Origin of the sequence: Bacteroides salyersiae, from assembly GCF_031172035.1 — a bacterium.
Classification (GTDB): Bacteria; Bacteroidota; Bacteroidia; order Bacteroidales; family Bacteroidaceae; genus Bacteroides; species Bacteroides salyersiae.
In genome coordinates this window covers 1,230,711-1,256,108 of record NZ_CP133452.1, presented here as the reverse complement: position 1 = coordinate 1,256,108, position 25,398 = coordinate 1,230,711, and the positions used below count along the sequence as shown (strand labels likewise).

Genomic DNA, 25,398 nt, shown 5'->3' with positions numbered 1-25,398 from the left:
CCTATCTATAAATCAACGTCGACAGATATTCTTCCGCAAACATCTCATTCGCCACTTCCAACAGATCGTCCGCCGTCAGTGCTTCGATCCGCTTACAGACCACTGCCAGATTCTCAAACTTATTATAATGCAGGAAGGTTTTAGCCATACTCAGTGCATTGTTCTCAAAATTATCCGAAGCAACACAAATCTGGCCGATCAACTGCTTCTTGGCTGCCGCCAATTGCGAAGAAGTCATTTTCATGTCACGCATCCGCTTCAATTCCTTATAGGTCAGTTTCAGGCAGGTATCCACGTCTTCCGGATCTGTCCCGAAGTAGATGCAGAAAGCACCCGTATCCGTATAAGAGGTAAGATTAGACTCTACATTATACACCAATCCGCGACGCTCGCGCAAAGCAACATTCAAGCGGCTATTCATACCCGGACCTCCCAAAATATTATTCAGCAGATAAAGGGCTGTACGTTTGTCGTCATAAGCATTGTAAGCACGGGCCCCCAGCATCACATGTGCCTGATGGGTGTCTTTGGGGATAACCAGATATTCAGGCACATACAGAGGAGGCGGAGTACGTACCCCCTTTACCTCACCAGCCGGTATATCCGCCATCCATTTTTCGAGCATATCGACCAGCTTTCTGAAATCGACCTTTCCCTGAACAAAGAAAACCATGTTGGAGGGCTGATACAACCGCCTTGTAAAATCCAAAGCATCGGATGTACGAAACCGCCTCAACAACTCCGGCCGCCCTAAAATGTTGCGCCCCAACGGATGTCCACGAAAGATCATATCTTCAAAATCATCGAAAATAAGTTCCGAAGGATTATCTTCATAAGACTGTATTTCGTCAATGATCACTTCGGTTTCCCTTTCTATCTCCCTTTGAGGAAAAGTAGAACGAAATACAATATCTACCAGTAATTCCACTGCCCGGGACAGATCATCGGTCAGAAAAGCAGAGTAGACTACCATTTCCTCTTTATTCGTGTAAGCGTTCAAGTCTCCTCCCACCGCTTCCATCCTATTCAATATATGCCAGGCTTTCCGTTTCTGTGTTCCTTTAAAGATAAGGTGTTCTACAAAATGTGCCATTCCCTGCTCATTCTCAGTTTCATCCCGGGTTCCGGCATTAACTGCAAAACCACAATAAGTCACGTCAGAAGCAACAGGTTTACAAATAACTCTCAACCCATTCGACAGAGTTTTCTCCACCTGTTCCGTTAGTAAATTCTTCATTCTCAAGACTAAGTTTTATTGATGCCACAAAAATACAATAAAACTTATTGTCGTTTATAGAAAATTGCAGATATTTGTAGACTATAACAGCGACAACGTGTATGGAAAAGATAGGAATATTCTGTTCTGCATCGGGAAACATTGACAAAATGTATTTCGATATGGCCGGCCGGATAGGCAAATGGATGGGAGAAACAGGAAAAACTCTTGTATATGGCGGTGCCAGTCTCGGACTTATGGAATGTGTAGCGCAAGCAGTAAAAACAAACGGCGGCCACATTATCGGCGTAGTCCCTGCCAAACTCGAAGAGAACGGAAAAGTGAGCGCATTGCCCGACCGTATCATCAACACCCGCAATCTTAGCGACCGTAAGGACATGATCGTAGAAGAATCGGATGTACTCGTTGCCCTCCCCGGAGGTGTAGGTACCCTCGATGAAATATTTCATGTGATGGCAGCCGCATCGATCGGTTATCACCACAAGAAAGTGATCTTTTATAATGAGGACGGCTTTTATGACACCCTATTGAAAGCACTCAAGGAGATCGAAGAAAAAGGATTTGCCCGTCAGCCGTTCTCGACTTACTACGATGTAGCCAACACGCTGGAAGAGTTAAAACAAATAATAACAACCATATGATAGAATCCATCAAAGACCTTTTGCAAAAGGAAGCACAAGCCGTGCTGAACATCCCCATAACAGATGCGTATGAAAAGGCGGTAAACCTGATTATCGAACAAATACACATCAAAAAAGGCAAGTTAGTGACCAGTGGTATGGGAAAGGCCGGACAAATAGCCATGAACATCGCAACGACCTTTTGCTCTACGGGCATCCCCTCCGTTTTCCTGCATCCGAGCGAAGCGCAACACGGAGATTTGGGCATCTTGCAAGAAAATGACCTGTTATTACTCATCTCCAACTCCGGAAAAACACGCGAGATTGTGGAACTGACCCAACTGGCTCATAATTTGAACCCGAATTTGAAGTTCATCGTTATCACAGGAAATCCGGACAGCCCCTTGGCTGATGAATCGGACGTTTGTCTCAGTACCGGTAAGCCGGCAGAGGTATGTACATTAGGAATGACTCCTACCACATCGACTACCGTTATGACCGTCATCGGCGACATTCTGGTGGTACAGACCATGCAAAAGACCCAATTCACCATTGAAGAATATTCCAAACGCCATCACGGCGGCTATCTTGGAGAAAAATCAAGAGAACTATGCGTAAAGTAATCGGTATCGGTGAAACGATCCTCGACATTATTTTCGAAGGAAACCAGCCTTCGGCCGCCGTACCGGGCGGTTCTGTATTCAATGGTATCGTCTCGTTGGGACGGGCAGGAGTAAATGTCTCTTTTATCAGCGAAACAGGAAACGACCGCGTAGGAAACATCATCCTGCAATTCATGCGTGAAAACAACATACCGACAGACCACGTCAATGTATTCCCGGATGGAAAATCACCCGTATCACTCGCATTCCTGAATGAGCACAGTGATGCGGAATACATTTTTTATAAAGACTACCCCAAACAAAGGCTCGACGTCCTGTTTCCGGAAATCCATGAAGACGATATAGTAATAGTCGGTTCGTATTACGCCCTTAACCCTGTGCTTCGCGACAAGATACTGGAATTGCTGGAAACGGCAAAAGAGAAGAAAGCGATCATCTATTACGATCCCAATTTCCGGAGTTCACATAAGGACGAAGCTATCAAGCTGACATCAACCATCATCGAGAATCTGGAATATGCCGACATTGTACGCGGATCGGCAGAAGATTTCTTCTATATGTACGGCCTGAATGACGCAGACAAGATATATAAAGATAAGATCCAGTTCTATTGCCCGAACTTCATTTGCACCGCAGGAGCCGAACAGATCTCATTGCGTACCAGAAATTGCAGAAAAGAATATCCGATAGAACCGTTAAAGGCCGTCAGCACAATCGGTGCAGGGGACAACTTCAATGCAGGACTTATTTATGGGATGTTGAAATACGACGTGCGTTATCGTGATCTCGACAATCTGGACGAAAACACCTGGGATAAAATCATCCGGCACGGTAAAGACTTTGCAGCAGAAGTGTGTAAGAGCTTTAACAATTCAATTTCAAAAGAATTTGCAAAGAGCCTGTAACACCAACATATCGCCACGGAATAATGTGAGAATCCCGTTTTCCCTCCCGGTCATGCATCATTCTGTGGCAATATATCCACGTTAAAAACCCTATACTTTGGCTAATAATCGCAAAGGAATTATATTGTGCGCCAGTAATTCCTATCTTTGCATATAGAGTTATTAGACAAATTATACTATGTATAAGAACCTGTTAAGCTGGCTGACCGTCCTCGTGCTGTTTCCATCCTGCTCCAAAACTCCGCCGAATATCTCGGTTGTCTGTGAGGAGAACAACGTAGGAAACTGCATCATCAAATGGGAAACCGCCCCTCTCATACACGGGCAGGTGAAAGTTTATGCATCCGCCAATCCGGAGTTAATCCCGGAAACAATGCCGATTGCGGCCGCTCCCATTTCTGAAGGGAAAATGGTCATTGTCACAGACGACCCCTCCCGACGCTACTATTATACAATGGTATTCAATAATAAATACCGCGTGAAGGTGGCTACCCGTAACATCAATATCCCCGGAATACAAAATTTCCGCGACTTAGGAGGATACAGATCCTCCACTACAGGGAAAAATGTCCGTTGGGGAATGCTCTACCGTTCTGCACAAATCGACAGTTTAGGTTGTGCCGCACGCCGGGAGTTGAGAAATATGGGCATAAGGACCATCATCGACCTCCGTACTCCCGAAGAGCTGAATAACTATCCGCAGATCCAGAAAGGTTTCAATGTGGTGCATATTCCTATCGCTACGGGAAATATGGAGAAAGTGTTGCAGGGAATACAGGAAGGGAAAATAAAAGGCGACACAATCAACCGGATCGTGGAACGCATGAACCGCGAATTGGTAATAAACTATCGCGATGAATACAAAAAATTATTTGAACTTCTGCTCGATCGCAATAATTATCCGGCCATCATCCACTGTTCTTCCGGCAAAGGACGTACGGGCATTGCTTCTGCACTCGTGCTCGCCACATTGGGTGTAAACGAAGATATCATCATGCAGGATTACCGCCTGAGCAATGATTATTTCAACATTCCCAAAGCGTCTAAGTATGCCTACAAGCTTCCGGTGAATTCGCAAGAAGCCATTACCACCGTCTATACAGCCAAAGAGGATTTTCTGAATGCAGCGAAAGAAGAGATCGAACGGACCTATTCCGATATCCCCACTTATCTGCGGAAAGGACTTGGGCTAACTGCGGAAAATATAGAGAAACTACAAAACATTATGCTCGAATAATTTGTAATTTATAATTCATAATTCATAATTAATCTCTATCTTTGCCACCGAATATAAAGATATACAGAGATTTAATGAAGACATTTGAAGAGCTTGGCGTTTCTCCTGAGATACGTAGAGCAGTCGAAGAAATGGGATATGAGAATCCCATGCCGGTACAAGAGGAAGTGATTCCGTACCTTTTAGGAGAAAATAATGATGTAGTAGCTCTTGCCCAAACGGGAACAGGGAAGACAGCCGCATTTGGTTTGCCGCTGATACAACAGATTAACGTAAAAAACCGTGTTCCCCAATCACTTATCCTTTGCCCTACACGGGAGCTTTGCCTGCAAATAGCGGGTGATTTGAACGATTATTCCAAATACATTGACGGACTGAAAGTACTGCCCGTATATGGCGGATCGTCGATAGACAGCCAGATACGTAGTTTGAAACGCGGTGTACATATCATAGTAGCCACTCCGGGACGTTTGCTGGACTTGATGGAACGTAAAACCGTTTCACTGTCTACCATCAGCAACGTCGTAATGGACGAAGCGGACGAAATGTTGAATATGGGATTCACAGACAGTATCAATGCTATTCTGGCAGATGTTCCCCAAGAACGCAATACGCTCCTTTTCTCAGCGACCATGAGTCCGGAGATTGCCCGTATTTCCAAAAAATACCTCCGCGACGCCAAAGAAATCACTATCGGCCGCAAAAATGAAAGCACCAACAGTGTAAAGCATATTGCATATATGGTGCAAGCGAAAGACAAATATGCCGTACTGAAACGCGTGGCAGACTATTGCCCGCAGATATACGGCATCGTTTTCTGCCGTACCCGTAAAGAGACACAGGAAATTGCCGACAAACTGATGCAGGAAGGTTACAATGCCGACTCACTGCATGGCGAACTCTCACAGGCGCAGCGTGACGCCGTTATGCAGAAGTTCCGCCAACGGAATATCCAAATCCTTGTAGCTACAGACGTAGCCGCACGCGGATTGGACGTAAACGACCTTACACACGTGATCAATTACGGCCTGCCAGACGATACGGAAAGTTATACCCACCGTAGCGGACGTACCGGACGTGCCGGGAAAACCGGAATTTCCATTGCCATCGTCAATATGCGCGAGAAGGGCAAAATGCGCGAAATAGAGCGTATCATCGGCAAAAAGTTCATCATGGAGCAGGTACCCACAGGGAAGCAAATCTGTGAGAAACAACTCATCAAGGTAATTGATGATATCGAAAAAGTAAAGGTCAATGAAGAGGAGATTGCCGACTTTATGCCCGATATTTATCGTAAACTGGAATGGTTGAGCAAAGAAGATGTTATCAAACGTATGGTATCGATGGAGTTCAACCGTTTCTTAGAGTACTATCGTGACCGTGAAGAAATACAAACAGCTACCGACAGCCGTGGTGAACGCGGAAGCCGTGAAGATCGCGGAGGCCGTGAAGGTGGCAGCCGCAAGGCAGCACCGGGATTCACCCGCCTGTTCATCAACTTGGGTAAGATGGATAATTTTTTTCCCAGTGAACTGATCAGCCTGCTGAACAGTAACACCCGTGGACGTATTGAGTTGGGGCGTATCGATCTGATGAAAAACTTCTCTTTCTTTGAAGTAGAAGAAAAAGAGACTCAGAATGTAATAAAAGCCTTAAATCGCGCAAACTGGAACGGTCGCAGGGTTTCGGTCGAAATTGCCGGAGAAGAGGGCGGAGAAGGCCGTAGAAACAGCGACAGAAGCAATGATAAAAGTGGCGTCAAAGGTAGAAACGGCAGAAGTAAAGATACTCAAAAAGATAATTCCACATCGGCATCAGCTAAACCGCGCAAAGAAAAAGCAAGCAAAACACCTGCTTCCACCGACAGCAAGAAGCAAAAGCCAAGCCGTGAAGAACGCGGTTATAAAAATGCACGTGGAAAGAAAGACGATTGGAAGCAATTCTTCAAAGATGAAGAACCGGATTTCAGTGAAGAAGGCTGGGCACGCAGAAAACCAAAGAAAAAATAAGAATATCCTTTTCAGCAAAGGAAGTGAGACTGTTTCCAATCAGGGATTCAGTCTCTTTTTTTTCGGAACAGCACTCTATTTAAGCTCAACCCGGCAATAAGAACCATACGGCATAACTTCTCCTCTTCCGGGAAGGAACATCCATAAAGAACGGCGGCCGATAGGATAAAAGCTATGTAGGACTCAAGTTATTTTATTACCTTTGCGGCGTTTTTCAAAACAATGAACCCTATTCCTTAAAATATGAATAAATTAAACGGTTTTCTCTACGGACTGCTGTCTTCGGCATCTTTCGGCCTCATTCCGCTATTCACCATTCCGGTGATGCGGCAAGGGATGCAGTTCGAATCAATTTTATTATACCGGTTTGCTTTTGCCACACTGGCACTGGGACTTATCTTGTTACTCGACGGACAATCTTTCCGTATCAACCGCCGGGATATCCCTTCACTCATATTGTTGGCATTTCTTTATCTGATGTCCGCCGTATTCCTATTCTGGGGATATAAATTCATGGCGAGCGGCATCGCTACCACCCTTCACTTCATGTATCCGGTACTGACCACTTTGATAATGATGCTATTCTTCCGTGAAAAGAAATCCATCTGGCGTTTTCTGGCAATTATTCTCGCTGTAAGCGGAGTGTTTTTCCTGTCTCAAGGTGACGATTCGGGCAATATCACAATCACCGGCATTCTTATTGTCCTTCTTTCAGCTTTGGGATATGCACTTTATCTGGTAACCGTAAGTCAATTAAAAGTCGGCCAAATGAAAGGATTACGACTCACATTTTATGTATTTCTATTCGGAACTTTATTGCTTCTTGCAGGAATCAATGCCACAGGAGATATCCAACCTATCGGTAATTGGCACATAGCCGGGAATCTGATGATGCTCGCCATCATTCCAACCGTCATCTCCAATCTGGCACTGGTGAGAGCCGTGAAATGCATCGGTTCTACCCTTACTTCGGTTTTAGGAGCTATGGAACCGGTCACCGCCGTATGTGTCGGCATCTTTATGTTCGGAGAACCTTTCACAAGCAGCATCGGCTTGGGAATCGCCTTAATCATTACCGCAGTAACGGTAATAATACTAAAACGGTAAAGTCACCCGGCATTTACAAGATATTGACCGGCCATCCAGAGAGGGAGAATGTGTCAAAGCTCGACTTTAGAGAAAATGAATTTTTAATCTGAAACTTGATACCCTTCATCAATTGTTCATTTTAGCCTTGCCCCCCTCTTCTATTTGGAACCATTGATTTTCAGTTCCTTGATCAAATTGGCCGCCCCACCATATTTCTCTATAATAAAAAGCATATAGCGCACATCCACACCAATGCAACGTTGCAAATCCGGTTCAAAAACAATATCACTGCTCATCGCTTCCCAATTTCCATCGAAAGCAAGCCCCAACAACTCACCTTTTGCATTGAACATCGCACTACCGGAGTTTCCGCCCGTAATATCGTTATTAGAGATAAAACATACCTTCATTTCTCCCTTTTCATCCGCATAACGTCCAAAATCTCCGGCACTGAACAGTTCCAATAAACGCGGGCTGACCTCAAAATCCGGATCTCCCTGATGATCACGCATCTTTTCGAATATTCCCATCGGAGTAGTATAATAATTATAAACCGCCCCATTGAACGGAGAATAGCTGCAAACTGTTCCAAAGCTAAGCCGCATAGTCGAATTGGCATCCGGATAAAAATTACGATCGGCATACATCCGGCGAACAGCCGCATTGAATAACCGCTCATCTCTCTCTATCTTTTCCGAAGCCTCCACTACCGCATGATTCATATCATAATAAGCCACAATAAGGTCGATACCTAACGAGATTGCAGGATCGTCGATGATATTGAACGTTGTATCACGTTCCAGAAAGCGTTTCAAGCCTCTTGGAGAAGTTATTTCCGAGCGGGCATACAAAGTGTCGATATAAGCCTGCTCATTGCCATTATAAAGTGTATCGATAGTCTGATACATCGGTGGCAGATACTTGGCAGGCACCTCTTCGCGATATTCTCTCAAAAGTGCTGTAAACACCTCCTTATCAATGTCAATATCCAGATTGGCATACTTTTCCAATAAACTTTTCAACCGTGCAACCACCTGCTTCTCCTCTGCTTCAAAATCAAAATTAAGAATTTCGAGCGACAACTGTACCAACTCCGGCCCGTTAATGAACGATTCACCGAAATAAGCCAGCGCCCGATTCACTTCCCGCCGGCTCTTATAGTTCAATTCGAGCGAAGAGAGCAGATGCATCAGCTTTTCACGCTCAGCAGGAGTATTCTGAATCCATTGCCTCAATGTAGCTTCCAACTCCCGCTTCTTCTCAAGTACTTTCAGCTTACGGATCGCCTTGTTCGTTCCTATGCTGTTTTTCCAATAATTAGAACTTTCATCATACTTAGAAGCATACTTAATGCGGATATCGTCTCTGCGATCCATCTCGCGCTTCCAGATAGCCTGTTTCACACCACGCACATCTATCATCGCCTGGTTCATGCCGTTCATCATCTCTTCAATGCCAAAAGAAGATAGAAAACGTTCCGTACTGCCCGGATAACCCAAAGTCATACAGAAAGAACCTTCCTTGTACCCATCCAATGAGACAGGAGCTACATACGACGGGTGATAAGGCACATTATCGGGTGAATAATCGGCCGGTTCGTTCTTCTTATCGGCATAAATACGAAAAACCGAGAAATCACCGGTATGGCGCGGCCACATCCAATTATCCGTATCCCAACCAAATTTTCCAATAGAAGACGGAGGAGCAAATACCAGTCGCACATCGTTGAAATCGCGATAAACCGACAACCAAAATTCATTTCCGCCATAATAAGCATCAACCACCCCCACAAGTGTAGAGTCTTTGAGGCTCACCTCATCGGCTATCAAACGTGTAATGGAATCGACGGCCGCTATACGTTCCGGCTCGGTCATGGAGTCACGGGTTACCTTGAGCACGCGTTTCGTCACATCTTCCGTACGCAGTAAAAAACGGACATACAGTTCCGGATTAGGCAGTTCTTCTTCAAGAGTGCGGGCTACAAACCCCTCTTTCAAATAATCGTGTTCAACCGTAGAATGTTGTTGTACGCTACTGAAACCGCAGTGATGATTGGTAAAGACCAATCCGTCTTCCGAAACGACAACACCGGAACAAAATCCCCCGAAACTGACTACAGCATCTTTCAAAGAGGCTTTTTTAGGATTATAAAGTTTCTTAGCGGGCATCTGCAAACCAAGCTCTTTCATCGATTTCTGCGTTTGTTTATTCAAATTCCCTAACAGCCACATCCCTTCATCGGCATGGGCGGCCGATGAAAGGAAAAGAGCAATCATTGCAAATAGTTTAAGTTTCATTCAATTGGGGGATTAAGTGGACATTTTTTATAATTCAAATCAAAGAAGCATCATTCGGTTATCAGACGTAACTTCTTCGCTCCTACACGGGCTTGCAGCCATTCGGAGATTTTCTTCTTCTCACTTTCGCTCGGATGGCGGCCAAACTTCAACACAGCAAGTGCAACCGTATCCGTTTTCAACGAATCTACCGTAGTCTCCAAAGTATGAGAAATAGAGACCGCCGTCACCGAAGGATATAATACCTTCAATTCGGGTATGATGGTACGGCTCATTTCATCATAAGATTTATATTTCTCCAAGTTCTTCTCCAAAGCAGCGATCTTCTTTTGCTGTTCTTGCAAGCGCTGTTCACTGTTTTTGTAAAAGTCTTCCATCACCATAGCCCGTATAGACGAAATGTCCATCGCATCATTATTCATTCCCTGTAATACGATGAGCTTAGTCTCTTCCAACTTGTATCGCTCCATCTTACTACGCGCCAGCTCTATCGAGGCCTCAGGAACTTCCGGCCCGATAAGGACGACACGTATTTCGCGATGTTCATAACTCACCTTCTTGTCGAGTACCTGCGTATTCTCAAAGTTCAGTTCCGTATTGATGAAATGATTGGCAGCCGTTTCATAGAAAGTGCTCTTAATAATGCCAAAAGTCAGATAAACAGCCGGGCACATGGTAATAACGACAATAAGGATAATGTATTTGCGAACCGTTTTTTCCCGATTCTTATCTACAAATTCTTTTCGCTGAAAATGCATCACCCGCACACCGAGAAAGGTAGCCAGACTGATAAAGACAGAATTTATGAAATAGAGATAAAAAGCACCGAGAAAGTAAATCAGGTTGCCGGATGCCAATCCATATCCTGCCGTACAAAGTGGCGGCATCAATGCAGTGGCGATGGCAACACCCGGTATCACATTTCCTTTCTCCTTGGTAGAGAGAGCCACAACACCGGCCAATCCACCGAAGAGAGCTATAAAAACATCATAAATGGTAGGAGATGTACGCGCCAAGAGTTCCGATTGCGCCTCAGCAATAGGGGTAAAAAGAAAATAAACAGTAGCGGTGGTTACGCTGAATGCAGTCGTAATAAGGAAACTCTTCAAAGAGCGTTTCATCAGTTCAAAATCATTCATTCCAACGGAAAGCCCCACTCCCATAATAGGCCCCATCAACGGAGAGATCAACATCGCACCGATTATTACGGCAGTAGAGTTCACATTCAATCCCAATGATGCCATAAAAATGGCAAATATCAGAATCCACAGATTGGCCCCTTTGAATTCGACTCCCTTGCGGATGGAATCGATGGTTTCCAACTCATTATCTTTGTCCTTTCGTAAGTCAAGATACTCGCGGAGAAAGCTCTTTATGGCAAAAATGTTCCGATTGTCTGTTTTCATATTTTACCTCCTTAAAAAACGATTAATAACAGGGATTTGCTTCAATGGTAAGTCATGTTTAATAATATATGCTATAAATACAGCCAATAACACTGTACGGAAAAGCAAACGGAGTACTGTATTCTCCAAAGGCATCCATTCTCCCACAGCGTAGATGACCAATGCTAAAAGTACGTATCCACCGATACTTTTCAAATCATAATTTATCGGATATTTCTTTTGCCCGACAAAGTAAGATAGCAGCATGGCAACTGCGTATCCGGTGAAACCGGCCCAGGCACAAGCCACATAACCATAAACGGGAATAAGGAAAACGTTCATCAGAATAACAATCGTACAGGCCGTTATAGAAAAATAAGCACCCCACTTTGTTTCATCTGTCAGTTTATACCAGAAGGAAAGATTGAAATATACCCCCATAAACATTTCGGCAGCCATAACGATAGGAACTACCTTCAATCCTTCCCAATAGTCACGCCCGATGACATAACGAAGGATATCGAGATAAAACATCACTGCAAGAAATGCCAATAACGTGAAGATGATAAAGAACTTCATAGCCTGTGCATACATCTGCCGGTTGTCTTTCTCTCTGCTTTTGCCAAACACAAACGGTTCATAAGCAAAGCGGAATGCCTGTGTAAACATAGCCATGATCATGGCTATTTTACTTGTTGCACCATATATTCCCAACTGTACGGCCGCCTCTGCCTCATCGGGATAGACAAACGGGAAAATGATTTTATCGACAACCTGATTCAGTATACCTGCAATACCCAATATCAGAATGGGAAAGGAATAACGGAACATCCGCTTCACTAAATCACGGTCGAGCGTATAGCGGAAACCACGCAACTCAGATATCAGGCAGACCATCACCAACGATGTACAAATCAGATTGATCAGAAAAGCCGCACCGACATCGGTTCCTTTCATAAATACGAAATAAACAATGTTCAATGCAATGCTGGCGAAGATAAACAGCATCTTCAAAGCGGCAAACTTAATAGGACGGTTCTTATAACGCAGGTAAGCAAAAGGAATGGCCTGAATGGCATCCATAGCTATTACTATCAGCATCATCCCCAAATACCAAGGATGCTCTTCATACCCCATCACACCGGCTATCGGCTTCAAAAACAACAGACAGACTGCCAGGAATGAAAGAGAAATCGATCCGACGGTAAGCAAAGTAGTAGAATAAACCCTTATAGGGTCATCGTCACCCTTATTGGCAAAACGGAAAAAACCGGTTTCCATACCACACGTAAGCAGGACAAGCAGTAACGCCGTAATTGCATACATATTCGTAATCACACCGTATCCTCCCGTAGAAGCAGGCATGGAAATAGTATAAATAGGCACCAGCAGATAATTGAGGAAACGCCCTACGATACTACTGACACCATAGATAGCGGTGTCTTTTGCCAATGATTTTAATCCGGCCATGTATTTTATTCACAATTAGACGATTTACTATCAGACGATTCAGAAATAATTTACGGTACAATTTCAATCGTAAGTCGTAAATCGTCTGATCGTAAATCAAAACAATGTTTGTTGACTATTATAAATACTCCGTCCCAAATGTTTATAAGCAAGCTCAGTTACTTCACGCCCGCGGGGAGTCCGTTTCAAGAACCCTTCTTTGATGAGAAACGGTTCATATACCTCTTCAATGGTTCCGGCATCTTCACCTAACGCGGTAGCAATGGTTGTCAATCCCACGGGGCCGCCTTTAAACTTATCGATAATGGTGCAGAGTATCTTGTTATCTATCTCATCCAAACCATATTTGTCAATATTCAATGCTTCAAGAGCAAAAGTAGCGATATCCGTATCGATGGAACCGGAGCCTTTCACCTGTGCGAAGTCACGGACACGACGAAGCAGCGCATTGGCAATACGAGGCGTACCGCGACTGCGTGAAGCTATCTCGCCTGCTGCGGGTATCGAGCAAGGCACATCCAAAATAGCAGCCGAACGCCGGATAATATTACTTAACACGTCATCATCGTAATATTCAAGATGCAGGTTGATGCCGAAACGTGCACGCAACGGTGCTGTCAGTAAACCGCTACGGGTAGTTGCACCTACCAAAGTAAACGGATTCAAATCAATCTGAATACTTCGTGCAGACGGCCCCTTATCTATCATTATATCGATACGATAATCCTCCATGGCAGAATACAAGTATTCTTCCACCACAGGAGACAAACGATGGATTTCATCGATAAACAGAACATCGTTGGGTTCAAGACTGGTGAGCACACCGGCAAGATCACCGGGTTTGTCGAGCACCGGACCGGAGGTGACTTTAAAGCCTACCCCAAGTTCATTGGCAATAATATTTGAAAGTGTAGTTTTTCCCAATCCGGGAGGACCGTGCAACAGCACATGATCAAGTGCCTCTCCACGGAGACGGGCTGCCTTTACAAAAATACGGAGATTCTCCACGACTTTATCCTGTCCGCTAAAATCCTCGAAACTAAGCGGACGGAGCGCATTTTCAAAATCCCGTTCTTTACTGGTCAGTTGTTGATTACGTATATTGAAATCTTCTTCCATAAAATTACATTCCCGTTCTTCTATATATAGAGGGCAAAGATAACATAATTCAAAGAAAGATGATGCCGGGGGGATAAGATAATTATTACCCCGGCATAGAATTAAACCGGAAAAAGATTATTCCACAATCCACTTCTCTATATTTCGTGTCTCCGAACTAAAATTCACACCAATCCTGAGAAGTTCACGAGGATCGGATTCAAAAGGACGGGTATATTGCCGCTCATTGATTTGCTGCAATGCGGCCTCTGCCGTGCCATCTAATTTGAACTCCATGACATAAATAAATTTATCCGTCTGTAAAACAAGATCAATACGTCCCTGTCCCGTATGGTACTCGACATGAACATAAAAGCCAACAAGTTTAAAGACGATAAAAAGGACATTTTGATAATGTAGCTCCAAATCACGGATCAATTCATAAGGAGTATCTGCAAAGAAACTTTGAAGACGACGGAAAAATGCGTTATAATCACCAGCCTCTATTTCATTGACAAAATTTTGTATCTCAAATGGAGACTGCACCGCACTGCGATTAGCATAAAAAGGTAATAAGAACTTTATAAAACCCTCTTCCACTTCCCGATTAGGAAAACCCAGACGATAAATACCAAAACGAGGATCATATTCCTTAATTGTCAGATAGCCACTTTGATAAATAACCGGGATAGGATCGGTAGACGAAGAATCGATACTGTTCAGCACATCGGCACTGGTCTCTTCGTGTGTCATACGTTCTAAATTGTAATGGTGCTTCTTCAACAACTCAACCAAATAAGTAGGTGTCCCTGTCTCAAACCAATAACTACCGAATTTATTCCGTTTGAAAGCATTCAAGAGACTAAAAGGATTATAAATACCGATGGAATCTTCCACAAAATGATAGCCGTCATAGCACTCACGCAACTCTGAACAAAACTTTTCATAATCCATCTGCTGAGCAGCTGCAAATTCATGCATTTCCGGAGTGAGATAATCATACAACTCCTGTTCGCTAATACCGCAAAGACCTACGTACTCATCCCACATCGAGATATCATCCAGATTGTTCAAGTCACTGAAAACGCTCACCTTGCCAAACTTCGTAACCCCCGTCAGCATACCGAACCGGATGCAGCCATCCATCGTTTTCAAAACGCCATAAAAAGGTTTTAACGTATCGCGGAAATGGGCTTGCAAGGCCTCGTTATTGATAGCCTGAAGCATTGGTTTGTCATATTCATCGACCAGAATAACGACTCGCTCACCTGTCTGTTCATAAGCCCGCTTTATAATACCGGCAAAGCGCAACGCCAAAGTCGTTTCAGCCGCCCCTGTACCATAAATGGCTTCCCAATCCGTCAAAGCCTTGTTCAATATACGGTCAAGACTATCCGGCGTATCATACTTTCCGATATTAAGGTCCATATGGAGAATCGGATGCCGCCTCCACTCCTTTTCAAGTTTCTCCATCGCCAGTCCCTCAAAAAGTTCTTTTTTCCCCTGAAAATACGCTTCAAGCGTAGAAATGAGCAGACTCTTCCCAAAACGGCGGGGGCGGCTAAGAAAATAGTAGCTACCTGTCTTGACCATTTTATAGATGAGTGCAGTCTTATCAATATAAAAATAACCTCCCAAACGAAGTTTCTCAAAATTCTGTATACCGATGGGATAAATCTTGTTACTCATAATCTTTTGGAGTTTAAAAAGTTCCTGTAGACAAAGATAGCACAATAATCACCTAAGAAGCAATATAAATACTTAATTTTTATTCTATCCGCTTAATTATGACAATGCATAGTTCATACAGCAAATACATTGGAACCGTCACCAATATCAAAGTAAACAAATCCGGCGGAGTAATAATGGCAGCCGTTACCATAACACCGATAAAGGCATGTCTTCTGTATCGAACCATAAAAGTAGAAGTAATCAATTCGAGCTTAGCCAATATAAATGCCACTACAGGTAATTGAAAGACCAGTCCCATAACAAATGTCAGAGTTGAAAAAGTTGAGATATAAGATGCCAAGGTTATCGTACTTCGAATGGACGGATCCACTTGATAAGTTCCTAAAAATCGGAATGAAACAGGAAATACAATGTAATAATTCATCAATACTCCCAATGAAAAAAGGACATACATGGATACAACTATCATCAAAGAGTACTTTTTCTCGTTTTCATATAAAGCCGGACTTATAAAACGAAACAACTCGTATAATATATAGGGTGAAGCCCCCAACAAAGCCAAATACACCGATGATGAAATATGCATCATAAACTGCGATGCCAATTCTGTACTTATCAGATCGATCTGATAAGGTTCAAACCGAAAATCAAATCCGCACCAACGGACAAATTCTTCAATACATCTATAAGTAGCAAAATTCCATTCACGCGGAGCTAACAAAAGTTGAAAAGTCCACTCTTTAAAAGAAAAAATCAATATCGTGAACACGACTATAACCAAGACAATACGGAAGAGCATCTTTCTCAACATCTCCAGATGCCCCCCGAATGTCAAAAGCTGAATATCATCCGATTTATTCTTCATCTATCCTTTTCAACTCGTCTGTAACTTCCGTTTTTTCCAACAACGATTCATCTTCCGGCTCACTTTTTTCGTGCATGCCTTCCTTGAAATTTTTCACTCCCTGTCCTAAGCTACGCATCAGCTCCGGAATCTTCTTTCCACCAAATAAAAGCAGTACAGCACCCCCAATCACAATTAATTCAGTAGTGCCAATCATTAAAGGTTGTATCATCATTCGTATATTAAATAAATTTCATTTGTATCAAAATCAATCTCCCAATTACCATTTTCGGTACTTTCCCATTGATATTGACTTGACATACGATCCCACCAATTCTGAAATTTCATACCGGTTTCACCTATATCTTTTACTAACTTTTCATACAGCACTTCATTATCTACAGTAAGTATCCCGGCCAATTCATTCAATCCGTTACGCCGCTCAAAAAGTGTTTGGATTTCACACTTTTCTTCATTTGTAACAGTTCCTACCAGTTTTTTCATAATACTCATTTTTTTTATTTACTCATACAACAACTTTCCCGAGGAAAGCATACTCCATAAGAGTATCCTTATAACACATCAAAACTCCTGTCTCACATCAAATGGATCCAAATATGTAATCTCTTTTATCTCATGTCCGGGAAGAAATGTCCCGTACCGGCGAATATCAAGCAGTAATGAGCGAGAGGTATTACGCTCCAGATGAGCTACTACACACTGCTCATGCGAGGGTGTATTTACCTCTAAAGTCGTTTTCCAATTCATCCAAATACACCGTTTACATTGGTATGCATCACAATTGCGACACAGAGGTGCGTAAGATAGTTTATAGAGTTTTGGATTTTTTATATCCAAAACTTCAACCAAGCTGCCGATGGAATACCCGTCGTCAGCCAAATAAAATGCAGGACAAATATAGAATTTACCATCAGGAGCCAATGTAATATTTTCAACTCCGGCATTACAATTATTCATTTTGTCCAGCATCATACGGTCGGTCAATAAATTCAATTGCGGAGCCATTCCTTCCAGATACATGCCTTTCAGTTTTAAAGCCAATTCATCTAAAACCGATTTATAGATATCGAAATCAGATTCGGTAAAGGTATCAATATCAACCAGAACAACATTCAACCTTAAAACCTTATCCAACACTTCATTAAGAATTGTATAATTTTTAAAGAAGCCGGTCTTTCCTGTTCTCAATACATAAGTTTTTTGAATATCACAACCTGATACCGACAACTGTTCCCAATCATCAAGAACCACCACATCAGCCTCATCCCGGTATTCTACCGGAACAATTTTGCTATGATCGATTGTTTCTATCTCATCTTTATAGGCTTGCGGTAATTCATAATGCGGATACACAAATTGAAGCATCAGGTTTTCTTTCATAGCAAAAAGAATACCTTCCTTTAAATTTTCCAGACTAATTAATCTGTGTTCAGATTTCCGGTTATCATAATGACAATAAGAAACGCTCGTATCGTCTAATAAAATTACAAGATATTGAAGCATAAAATTAACTATTTATATCGTTTGACTCATTCTTGCCCGTTCCAGACCTGTCACATTCATCCTCCGATTCCAGTTTCCGGTAAAGTTTGTTCCAATAGTAATTATTGGCTCGAACACGCGCTTTATGCATTTTGCAAATAGCCGTACTACGTTGATAAATCGTATTTGTATCCGCCGCATCATAATTCTCACCTTGACACCAAGCGCATCCCTCAGCCGCCTCGCAATCAATACATTCCGGGGTACTTTGTGTACATCGGTCAAGAGTTAAAAAAGGACGCAATTTATTTTTATCAAGACCATCATGCACATTACCTATAATCCATGCTTTTTTGTTTCGGAGAGAATATTGGGCAAAACGTGTACAAGGATAAAAGTTACCGGCCGCATCTACCGCCAACATCATTCCGGCACCACACCAATTCTGATTTTGCAATTTACAGTCCAAAGGCTTACCCAAATGCTCGGAAAAAAAAGAGCAATCGTTTTTCTCATAAAGTCCATTATCAATAATCGAATCGGCCAGTTGAATCAGTTGCTCCTCAAACAAAGAGTCATCACCCTCTTGCCATACATCTTCGAATACACAATTAATATTGACCTCATGAATACCTAAATTATACAAATGCAAGACACTTTCTTTTATATACGGGAGATCCGGGCTACTAATCGTCACTTTAGTACCGTCACCGGGAAACTGTTCTAACCACAGCGGAATATTTCGTACCACATCCTTATATGAGCCTTTTCCGGTGTTCTTATAAATACGGTTAAGATCATGTTTTAATTCTGTCCCGTCAATAGTTATACCGATACTCAAATGATCTATATTTTTCTTAATAAAGCTCTGTACTTTTTCCTCATGATAATTAAGACCATTAGTAGAAAAACTAAAGCGATATGAATCAAACCAATGATGATTTCGTTTAAACAATTCAATCTTTATATAATTACATATTTTTTCTATCAATTCTATTTCAAGAAAAGGCTCTCCGCCGATAAAGTCCCAAACTACTGATTTTTCCTGAAAACTCTGTTCATTATCCAATATATAATCAATAGCTTGTTTGGCAATGTCCCAAGACATACGTTCTTTCGAGTTCTTACCTACGAGATAACAATATTTACATGCTAATTGGCAATCTTTCGTAACAATAAAAGTTATATTTTTAGCTATGCCATCTTGCCACAGTTTTTTAGCTTCCTTTATTTGTCCCATCATTTTATGATTTAAAAAGGATATACCCACTAAATGCAGCATATCCTTTTACATGTTAATAGTTATTCCATCCCGCACATGAACCTGTACACGAGCCTGTACAGGTACCTCGACAGGTCCCAATACAACTACCTTGGCAAGTTCTCTCACAAGTTCCCATACAGGTGTTGTTACAGCCATGATAGCAGGCACGGTAACAAGAACCTGTACAATAACTTTCACACCCCATAGCGACTTTAGCCGCTTTAGAAGCAACAGGATTGCTAACCAATACCACTGTAGCTATAATCGGCAAGGCTGTTTTCACTGCTTTTTTGAAGAATTCACGCCTTGAATAAAGTTCTTCATTCTTGATTTTCTTTTTCATACCTTAAATATTTAAAGCCCTTTCCGGGCAGTAGCCATACACAAACCCTTACATGTACTTAAACACGCACTTTTACAAGTTCCCGAACATCCAGAAGGATAATAAGACGACTTCCCCCGACATGCAGTGGCACAACTCGCTCCACACCCTCCTACACAAGTAGAGCAACTTGAAGAACCGCCACCGGAAGAACCGCCACCACCATACGATTCGTCATCGTCAGGATCGTCACAAGAAGACAAAATAGAAGGAACGATCATAACAGCCCCTAAAAAAGGAAGTATTCCTTTCAGTGCTTTTTTAAAGAATTCACGTCTGGAGTGAAATTCTTCATTCTTTTTTTTCTCTTTCATAAATAATAGATTGATTATTAATATATAATATTACCAGTCTGGTCGTATCTTATTCTGCGCAGGAATCAAGCGAGCCTCGGAGAAGTACCCTGCATCATATAATCCGGAGTGCCGGATAACAGATTTATCCTTGTAAACATATAAGGTGGCACAGCCGGCATAAGGAATACAGGATTTATAAATGTACCAACCGTTCTGATACTGCTCATATGCATACATACCAACCGATTCCCCATTGATAAGCAAAGAAATCGTTGAATTACCATAAAAGTCTTTGAAAAATCCCAGATTATACATACGCCCTTTTAGGTTAAGGCAGAGTGGATGACTGGAGTCAACCTGTCGGAAATCGGAATCAAAAAGTTTACTAAACACATACTCTTCACCATGTGCAAGTATAAAAGAAAATAAGAATAAAAAGAGGAACAAGAAAAACCGCATCCGTTCCTTTACAGATGTTTGTAATTGCATTGCGTCATGTTCATGTGCCTATAGCCTCCCCGGATTCGGTATTATACAAAAAAGACGTGGGAGTCTGTACTTTTGCTTATCCAGATTCCAGGCCTTCGCATTGCCTACCTCCAAAGATAAGCAACGTACACAGCCCACGTCAAGATAGATATACAGAACACCACGTCGCGCGTAATGTTTAGATATAATCTAAAGTGGACGTTTCCGTTGCTCTATCTTTTTTGGAGGTTTCAAATTTGCGAAGTTTGGAATCCAAAAGATAATGCCGTAAACGTCTTTTTTTACATTTTATAAATCTCCTTTACTCTTAAAGTTGAGATTATTCCTTGCAAAGGAAGCACTTTTTTATTTAACAACAAACTCTTTCACAAAATTATTTTCTATTTTTAAAACATGTATCTTAACCCACATTAAATTAATTATTCGGTCATATTGCCGCACTTTAATGAATCATATACTTCAAGATAAAGTAATCAAAATATTATAAGCGTACGCAAATACAGTAACATTACCGTTTCATATAATATTTCCGTTCTTCCTCCGTCAGCTTTTCTATCGAATAGCGAAGCATCGTACGGGGCATTTCACCGGCATGTTTATCAAGAAACTGTAACAGCAGGTTCTGGTCGCGTTTACCCATCTCACGGAGCATCCAACCTATGGCTTTTTGCATCAGGTCATGTTTATGATGCAACAACAATTCGGAAAGACGAAGAATGTCGATAAAATCATCATTTCTGATCAGTGTAATCGTAGAAACTACTGCAATACGCTGCTCCCAAAGAAGTGTGCTGTCAGCCAGACGGTACAAATCCTCACGGGGGTTATCCTTTAAATATTCTCCTACAATATAAGGAGCAGACAGGTCCACCAAATCCCAGTTATTAATACGGACAGTCTGTGTCAGATAGAAATCATAAATCTCTTTTCGTGCCTTTTCACCGGACTTCTTGAAACGCTCCACCAACATCAGCAATGCACATAAGCGGCATTCATGCCACTCACTCTCTAATAAATCCGCTATCACTTCAAACGGTTCTTCTTTATGACGCTTTGCCACCAGGCGGGTATTGGGAACGACAATCCCGAGAAATTTATCACCCTCACCATACTGCCCTTTTCCTGTTTTGAAAAAATTGGGCAAATACTCCCTTTTCACCGGGTCGATATACATTTCCAACTCTTTCTGAATCTCTGCTGCCTTTGTTCTCATATGATCTTCCGTATAAATTCAAGCGGCTTGCAGTAAAGCAATCCGCACCAAAAATAAACAAAATATGGGGGAATAATGGAAAGTTATATCTATTTTTGCAGATAATACAGTAATCAGACTATGGTTTTAAATTACATCTGGATAGCATTCTTCATCGTCGCTTTTATTGTGGCATTAGGAAAGCTCATCTTTACAGGAAACACACAAATATTTACCGATATCATCAATTCCACTTTTGATTCGTCAAAGACCGCCTTTGAAGTCTCACTCGGATTGACCGGTGTTTTGTCTTTGTGGTTAGGCATTATGAAAATCGGAGAAAACAGCGGCCTTATCAATGCACTGTCCCGATGGCTGAGTCCTGTGTTTTGTCGTCTCTTTCCGGATATTCCGAAAGGACATCCGGTAATGGGATCCATATTCATGAATATGTCTGCCAATATGTTAGGACTCGACAATGCCGCTACTCCGATGGGACTGAAAGCAATGAAAGAACTGCAAGAACTGAATCCCCAAAAAGACACAGCCAGTAACCCGATGATTATGTTTCTCGTTATCAATACTTCGGGGCTGATACTTATACCTATCTCCATCATGGTATATCGTGCACAGATGGGAGCGGCACAACCAACCGATATTTTTATCCCTATCCTATTGAGTACGTTCGTCTCGACATTGGTTGGAGTGATTGCCGTCAGTATATCTCAACGTATCAATCTGATAAACAAGCCTATACTAATATTAATCGGCATCCTGAGTCTCATTTTCGGAGGGTTGATGTATCTCTTCACCACCCTTTCACGCGAAGAAATGGGAACCTATTCTACGCTGATAGCCAACATCATACTGTTCGGAGTCATCATTCTTTTCATCTTGACGGGAATACGAAAAAAGATCAATGTATACGACTCTTTTGTAGAAGGGGCGAAAGAGGGTTTCACCACCGCCGTACGCATCATTCCTTATCTGGTCGCTTTTCTGGTAGGTATTGCTGTATTCCGTACTTCCGGGGCAATGGATATCCTCGTAGACGGTATTGGCTATGTAGTAGGACTCTGCGGACTGGACACGAGCTTTGTCGGCGCTCTACCCACCGGATTGATGAAATCGCTCAGTGGAAGCGCTGCCAACGGATTGATGATCGATACGATGAAAGAATTCGGACCGGACTCTTTCGTATCGCGCGTCAGTTGCGTTGTACGCGGTGCTTCGGACACAACGTTTTATATTTTAGCAGTGTACTTCGGCAGCGTAGGCATCACTAAAACACGTAACGCAGTTACGTGCGGGCTGATAGCCGACTTCTCAGGAATCATTGCCGCCATACTAATCAGTTATTTATTCTTCTTTTAATACATCAATATCATGGCTGTAACTTATCAGACAGAGGGCGTAAAAATGCCCGATATCAAAAAAAGGGAAACAACGGAATGGATTAAATCTGTGGCTGCCACATATGGCAAAAAAGTCGGTGAAATCGCGTATATTTTCTGTTCGGACGAAAAAATACTGGAGGTAAATCGCCAGTATCTGCAACACGATTACTACACGGATATCATTACTTTCGATTATTGTGAGGGTGATCGTCTTTCCGGCGATCTTTTCATCAGTCTGGACACAGTAAAAACCAACTCCGAACAATTCAAGACTACGTATGATGAGGAACTTCACCGAACAATCATCCATGGTATCCTTCACCTGTGCGGCATTAACGATAAAGGGCCGGGTGAGCGCGAAATTATGGAAGCAGCCGAAAACAGGGCATTGGAAATAAGAAAATAAACCGACGAATAATCTTGTTAATGGGAAAGGCATATTCAGTCATAAAAAAGATTTTATCGCTGATCCATAAAAGAGGTATTTATCCCTGTTTCAAGGAGTAAGACATCGCTATAATATATTATATATCAACAATATACATAACAAGATACACTTCTCAATGTACAATAGATATATTATATCTGTTTATCAGTACTGTAGTGTACTGAATAAGTTGACACTTTCTAAATCAAAAAAAGTATGTCAACCAAAAGAAAACCTCACAGAAAGTTTACAGAATTGGAAAGTAAGTCTTATATTCGCGAGTATCTTTCCAGCTCCGACCGTCGGAAAACATTTGAACGACGTAATGGATTAAGTTTAGGTACATTGTCCCGCTGGATGAAAATGTACGAGATAGAAGATCCTAAGATGCAAAAATCCATCATTGATCCACAGCTGATAGACGAAGACTCAGCGGCCCTTATTGCTCAGCTTCGTGCTGAAAATGAAACGTTACACAAGTCTAACCGTCAACTTCAACGGGATTTGGATACGACAAAGATGCTTCATGAAGCCTGCGAGGTGCTAATTGATCTGACAGAGCAGACCTATCATATCCCCGTGCGAAAAAACTCAGATGCCAAGTAATCGACACCTTGTCACAGAGAGGCTCGGTCAACCGTAAATGCGGTGGTCTGAACAGACTCTGTGGTTACTTCGGCATAACCAGACAAGGTTACTATAAACATGTGGACAGACAGTGTGAAGTTAATGTTTTGAAGACAAGTATTGTTCTGTATTGCAAAGAATTAAGAACTTTAATGCCCCAATCGGGTATGCGTGAGCTATATGTATGCTGTGTTCGTTACTTTAAGGAGAAAATGGTGATAGGTCGTGACCAGTGCTATGAGATATTCCGCTCTAATGGTCTGGTCCAGAGGAAGAAGCGTGTACGTCCCAAAACAACGAACTCCAATCATAATTATTATATATATCCTGATTTGCTGAACACGACACCTAAGTTCGTAGCAAGCACAAGCGGAAGTATGGTTGTGGCAGATATTACCTATGTCTCCACCAGGGATGGCTGGGCATACCTGTCCTTGCTTACTGATAGCCACAGTCGTGCAATAGTAGGCTATTCGTTCTGTCCTTCATTGACAACGGAAGGCCCGATGAAAGCTTTGGAGTCAGCTTTCCTGTTTTACAGAGAGAACGGGATAGACATCAGCGGGTTGATACATCATTCAGACCGTGGGGTTCAATACTGCTCAAACCAATACGTTGACACGTTAAAAGCACAACATATAAGCATAAGCATGACACAGTGTGGTGATCCTCTGCATAATGCATTGGCCGAGCGGATGAACAATACTATTAAGAACGGATGGCTCTTTGACTGCGGGAAGGAGACTTTTAACCAGGTGGAAGAACGTATTAAACAGGCTGTGTACACATATAATAATATCCGGCCACACCAAGCTTTGAAAATGCGCACACCAATGGAAATTATAAAGGAGGAGAAGGTATGAAAGTGCCCCGACTCAGGTTGTGCTCGTCGGGACGGGTGGTCACGCCCCTTGCCGCACGGCGATCCCCGACCAAGGATATTTCTTGGCAAACGAGATAATAACAAAAATCAGTTCAACAACATTGGAATAAATAGAATAATTAGCATTATATTTGGAAATCCAAATAGGACAACTACAGTAGGGCTAACAAACAGAAATGTAAACCTATTCAGGTATTGAAAATTGTTGAGTGAACGAATACAGTAATAACAATCGAAGTTGTCAACTAAATCCAGTACACATCAGTACAGTCCCAAGCCCTCACAACATCCCCATGTTCTGCATCACAACACCCGGATGTTTTATATGACAACATCCCCATGTTTTAGATAAGAACATCCGGATGTTGTACGAATGGAAAATAGAGTTCCAACAATGTAAGGATACAGACCATTATTTACTAAGAATAAGAT

25 protein-coding genes are annotated in these 25,398 nt (G+C 42.3%); 10 read left to right on the top strand and 15 right to left on the bottom strand.

Translation table 11 applies throughout. From position 1 onward, the window contains the following. Position 1 precedes the first annotated feature (1 nt). The gene (locus tag RB604_RS04690) at positions 2-1,237 is read right to left on the bottom strand and encodes a M16 family metallopeptidase (RefSeq protein WP_055293212.1); all 1,236 of its coding nucleotides are present in this window, start codon (positions 1,235-1,237) and stop codon (positions 2-4) included. Positions 1,238-1,338: 101 nt separating this feature from the next. On the opposite strand from RB604_RS04690, the gene RB604_RS04685 reads away from it, so the two are divergent. From RB604_RS04685 to RB604_RS04660, 6 genes are all read left to right on the top strand, one after another. After that, positions 1,339-1,878, top strand: coding sequence for an LOG family protein (locus RB604_RS04685; protein WP_007479440.1), 540 nt, complete (start codon positions 1,339-1,341; stop codon positions 1,876-1,878). Then, entirely contained in the window at positions 1,875-2,480 is a 606-nt protein-coding gene (locus tag RB604_RS04680; RefSeq protein WP_005927732.1) for an SIS domain-containing protein, read from the top strand. Before RB604_RS04685 ends, RB604_RS04680 begins: the two co-directional genes overlap by 4 nt. Next, complete coding sequence (locus tag RB604_RS04675; RefSeq protein ID WP_021936125.1) at positions 2,468-3,385, top strand: carbohydrate kinase family protein; 918 nt, start codon at positions 2,468-2,470, stop codon at positions 3,383-3,385. Before RB604_RS04680 ends, RB604_RS04675 begins: the two co-directional genes overlap by 13 nt. A gap of 178 nt (positions 3,386-3,563) precedes the next feature. Continuing rightward, a complete protein-coding gene (locus RB604_RS04670) occupies positions 3,564-4,622 on the top strand; it encodes a tyrosine-protein phosphatase (protein ID WP_055293210.1) in 1,059 nt (352 codons plus the stop codon). Between the two features lie 74 nt (positions 4,623-4,696). After that, complete coding sequence (locus RB604_RS04665) at positions 4,697-6,631, top strand: DEAD/DEAH box helicase (RefSeq protein ID WP_005927740.1); 1,935 nt, start codon at positions 4,697-4,699, stop codon at positions 6,629-6,631. A gap of 243 nt (positions 6,632-6,874) precedes the next feature. Continuing rightward, entirely contained in the window at positions 6,875-7,738 is an 864-nt protein-coding gene (locus tag RB604_RS04660; protein ID WP_055293208.1) for a DMT family transporter, read from the top strand. Between the two features lie 140 nt (positions 7,739-7,878). On the opposite strand, the gene RB604_RS04655 is transcribed toward RB604_RS04660, so the two are convergent. The 14 genes from RB604_RS04655 to RB604_RS04590 form a co-directional block, all read right to left on the bottom strand. Then, the gene (locus RB604_RS04655; RefSeq protein WP_005927746.1) at positions 7,879-10,017 is read right to left on the bottom strand and encodes a S46 family peptidase; all 2,139 of its coding nucleotides are present in this window, start codon (positions 10,015-10,017) and stop codon (positions 7,879-7,881) included. A 50-nt stretch (positions 10,018-10,067) separates the two neighbouring features. Continuing rightward, complete coding sequence (locus RB604_RS04650; protein WP_055293206.1) at positions 10,068-11,423, bottom strand: TIGR00341 family protein; 1,356 nt, start codon at positions 11,421-11,423, stop codon at positions 10,068-10,070. A 3-nt stretch (positions 11,424-11,426) separates the two neighbouring features. Next, a complete protein-coding gene (locus RB604_RS04645) occupies positions 11,427-12,872 on the bottom strand; it encodes a polysaccharide biosynthesis C-terminal domain-containing protein (protein ID WP_021936122.1) in 1,446 nt (481 codons plus the stop codon). Between the two features lie 96 nt (positions 12,873-12,968). Continuing rightward, positions 12,969-13,991 carry a Holliday junction branch migration DNA helicase RuvB gene (ruvB, locus tag RB604_RS04640; protein WP_005927755.1) on the bottom strand — a complete coding sequence of 341 codons (1,023 nt, stop codon included), beginning with the start codon at positions 13,989-13,991 and terminating at the stop codon, positions 12,969-12,971. 117 nt (positions 13,992-14,108) lie between these two features. After that, the gene (locus tag RB604_RS04635) at positions 14,109-15,659 is read right to left on the bottom strand and encodes a PD-(D/E)XK nuclease domain-containing ATP-binding protein (protein WP_055293204.1); all 1,551 of its coding nucleotides are present in this window, start codon (positions 15,657-15,659) and stop codon (positions 14,109-14,111) included. Positions 15,660-15,738: 79 nt separating this feature from the next. After that, positions 15,739-16,527 (bottom strand): twin-arginine translocase subunit TatC, encoded by a 789-nt coding sequence (gene tatC / locus RB604_RS04630; protein ID WP_005927761.1) that lies wholly within the window; start codon positions 16,525-16,527, stop codon positions 15,739-15,741. Further along, entirely contained in the window at positions 16,517-16,738 is a 222-nt protein-coding gene (locus tag RB604_RS04625) for a Sec-independent protein translocase subunit TatA/TatB (protein ID WP_005927765.1), read from the bottom strand. The genes tatC and RB604_RS04625 overlap by 11 nt, the downstream gene beginning before the upstream one ends. Further along, positions 16,738-17,010 (bottom strand): CXXX repeat peptide modification system protein, encoded by a 273-nt coding sequence (locus RB604_RS04620; RefSeq protein WP_005927768.1) that lies wholly within the window; start codon positions 17,008-17,010, stop codon positions 16,738-16,740. Before RB604_RS04620 ends, RB604_RS04625 begins: the two co-directional genes overlap by 1 nt. A gap of 78 nt (positions 17,011-17,088) precedes the next feature. Beyond that, the gene (locus RB604_RS04615; protein ID WP_055293202.1) at positions 17,089-18,030 is read right to left on the bottom strand and encodes a CXXX repeat peptide maturase; all 942 of its coding nucleotides are present in this window, start codon (positions 18,028-18,030) and stop codon (positions 17,089-17,091) included. A 4-nt stretch (positions 18,031-18,034) separates the two neighbouring features. Next, a complete protein-coding gene (locus RB604_RS04610) occupies positions 18,035-19,291 on the bottom strand; it encodes a radical SAM peptide maturase, CXXX-repeat target family (RefSeq protein ID WP_021936119.1) in 1,257 nt (418 codons plus the stop codon). Positions 19,292-19,304: 13 nt separating this feature from the next. Further along, positions 19,305-19,616 (bottom strand): Cys-Xaa-Xaa-Xaa repeat radical SAM target protein, encoded by a 312-nt coding sequence (locus RB604_RS04605; protein ID WP_005927778.1) that lies wholly within the window; start codon positions 19,614-19,616, stop codon positions 19,305-19,307. An 11-nt stretch (positions 19,617-19,627) separates the two neighbouring features. Continuing rightward, entirely contained in the window at positions 19,628-19,969 is a 342-nt protein-coding gene (locus RB604_RS04600) for a hypothetical protein (protein WP_055293200.1), read from the bottom strand. A gap of 30 nt (positions 19,970-19,999) precedes the next feature. Continuing rightward, on the bottom strand, positions 20,000-20,440 hold the full coding sequence (locus RB604_RS04595; protein WP_229103531.1) for a hypothetical protein: 441 nt from the start codon (positions 20,438-20,440) through the stop codon (positions 20,000-20,002). A 508-nt stretch (positions 20,441-20,948) separates the two neighbouring features. Further along, the gene (locus tag RB604_RS04590) at positions 20,949-21,653 is read right to left on the bottom strand and encodes a DNA alkylation repair protein (protein ID WP_021936117.1); all 705 of its coding nucleotides are present in this window, start codon (positions 21,651-21,653) and stop codon (positions 20,949-20,951) included. Positions 21,654-21,773: 120 nt separating this feature from the next. Here RB604_RS04590 and RB604_RS04585 point away from each other — a divergent pair, with 120 nt between their 5' ends. The 4 genes from RB604_RS04585 (at position 21,774) to RB604_RS04570 (ending at position 24,946) form a co-directional block, all read left to right on the top strand. Next, positions 21,774-23,006, top strand: a complete 1,233-nt coding sequence (locus RB604_RS04585; RefSeq protein ID WP_005927789.1) for a spore maturation protein — start codon at positions 21,774-21,776, stop codon at positions 23,004-23,006. A 12-nt stretch (positions 23,007-23,018) separates the two neighbouring features. Continuing rightward, positions 23,019-23,435, top strand: a complete 417-nt coding sequence (gene ybeY, locus RB604_RS04580; protein WP_005927791.1) for an rRNA maturation RNase YbeY — start codon at positions 23,019-23,021, stop codon at positions 23,433-23,435. A gap of 237 nt (positions 23,436-23,672) precedes the next feature. Continuing rightward, a complete protein-coding gene (locus tag RB604_RS04575; RefSeq protein ID WP_005924744.1) occupies positions 23,673-24,062 on the top strand; it encodes a hypothetical protein in 390 nt (129 codons plus the stop codon). Between the two features lie 8 nt (positions 24,063-24,070). Continuing rightward, positions 24,071-24,946, top strand: coding sequence for an IS3 family transposase (locus RB604_RS04570; RefSeq protein WP_129649191.1), 876 nt, complete (start codon positions 24,071-24,073; stop codon positions 24,944-24,946). The last annotated feature ends 452 nt before the right edge of the window (positions 24,947-25,398 follow it).

What these genes read in the sequence shown, in the direction of transcription:
- RB604_RS04575 (WP_005924744.1), top strand. Translation starts at nt 23,673, where the DNA reads ATGTCAACCAAAAGAAAACCTCACAGAAAGTTTACAGAATTGGAAAGT.
- RB604_RS04645 (WP_021936122.1), bottom strand. Translation starts at nt 12,872, where the DNA reads ATGGCCGGATTAAAATCATTGGCAAAAGACACCGCTATCTATGGTGTC.
- RB604_RS04605 (WP_005927778.1), bottom strand. Translation starts at nt 19,616, where the DNA reads ATGAAAAAGAAAATCAAGAATGAAGAACTTTATTCAAGGCGTGAATTC.
- RB604_RS04590 (WP_021936117.1), bottom strand. Translation starts at nt 21,653, where the DNA reads ATGAGAACAAAGGCAGCAGAGATTCAGAAAGAGTTGGAAATGTATATC.
- RB604_RS04595 (WP_229103531.1), bottom strand. Translation starts at nt 20,440, where the DNA reads ATGCAATTACAAACATCTGTAAAGGAACGGATGCGGTTTTTCTTGTTC.
- RB604_RS04610 (WP_021936119.1), bottom strand. Translation starts at nt 19,291, where the DNA reads ATGCTGCATTTAGTGGGTATATCCTTTTTAAATCATAAAATGATGGGA.
- RB604_RS04585 (WP_005927789.1), top strand. Translation starts at nt 21,774, where the DNA reads ATGGTTTTAAATTACATCTGGATAGCATTCTTCATCGTCGCTTTTATT.
- RB604_RS04655 (WP_005927746.1), bottom strand. Translation starts at nt 10,017, where the DNA reads ATGAAACTTAAACTATTTGCAATGATTGCTCTTTTCCTTTCATCGGCC.
- RB604_RS04665 (WP_005927740.1), top strand. Translation starts at nt 4,697, where the DNA reads ATGAAGACATTTGAAGAGCTTGGCGTTTCTCCTGAGATACGTAGAGCA.
- RB604_RS04620 (WP_005927768.1), bottom strand. Translation starts at nt 17,010, where the DNA reads ATGAAAAAACTGGTAGGAACTGTTACAAATGAAGAAAAGTGTGAAATC.
- RB604_RS04660 (WP_055293208.1), top strand. Translation starts at nt 6,875, where the DNA reads ATGAATAAATTAAACGGTTTTCTCTACGGACTGCTGTCTTCGGCATCT.
- RB604_RS04635 (WP_055293204.1), bottom strand. Translation starts at nt 15,659, where the DNA reads ATGAGTAACAAGATTTATCCCATCGGTATACAGAATTTTGAGAAACTT.
- RB604_RS04685 (WP_007479440.1), top strand. Translation starts at nt 1,339, where the DNA reads ATGGAAAAGATAGGAATATTCTGTTCTGCATCGGGAAACATTGACAAA.
- RB604_RS04670 (WP_055293210.1), top strand. Translation starts at nt 3,564, where the DNA reads ATGTATAAGAACCTGTTAAGCTGGCTGACCGTCCTCGTGCTGTTTCCA.
- RB604_RS04600 (WP_055293200.1), bottom strand. Translation starts at nt 19,969, where the DNA reads ATGAAAGAGAAAAAAAAGAATGAAGAATTTCACTCCAGACGTGAATTC.
- ruvB (WP_005927755.1), bottom strand. Translation starts at nt 13,991, where the DNA reads ATGGAAGAAGATTTCAATATACGTAATCAACAACTGACCAGTAAAGAA.
- RB604_RS04625 (WP_005927765.1), bottom strand. Translation starts at nt 16,738, where the DNA reads ATGATACAACCTTTAATGATTGGCACTACTGAATTAATTGTGATTGGG.
- RB604_RS04690 (WP_055293212.1), bottom strand. Translation starts at nt 1,237, where the DNA reads ATGAAGAATTTACTAACGGAACAGGTGGAGAAAACTCTGTCGAATGGG.
- RB604_RS04675 (WP_021936125.1), top strand. Translation starts at nt 2,468, where the DNA reads ATGCGTAAAGTAATCGGTATCGGTGAAACGATCCTCGACATTATTTTC.
- ybeY (WP_005927791.1), top strand. Translation starts at nt 23,019, where the DNA reads ATGGCTGTAACTTATCAGACAGAGGGCGTAAAAATGCCCGATATCAAA.
- RB604_RS04615 (WP_055293202.1), bottom strand. Translation starts at nt 18,030, where the DNA reads ATGCTTCAATATCTTGTAATTTTATTAGACGATACGAGCGTTTCTTAT.
- RB604_RS04680 (WP_005927732.1), top strand. Translation starts at nt 1,875, where the DNA reads ATGATAGAATCCATCAAAGACCTTTTGCAAAAGGAAGCACAAGCCGTG.
- tatC (WP_005927761.1), bottom strand. Translation starts at nt 16,527, where the DNA reads ATGAAGAATAAATCGGATGATATTCAGCTTTTGACATTCGGGGGGCAT.
- RB604_RS04650 (WP_055293206.1), bottom strand. Translation starts at nt 11,423, where the DNA reads ATGAAAACAGACAATCGGAACATTTTTGCCATAAAGAGCTTTCTCCGC.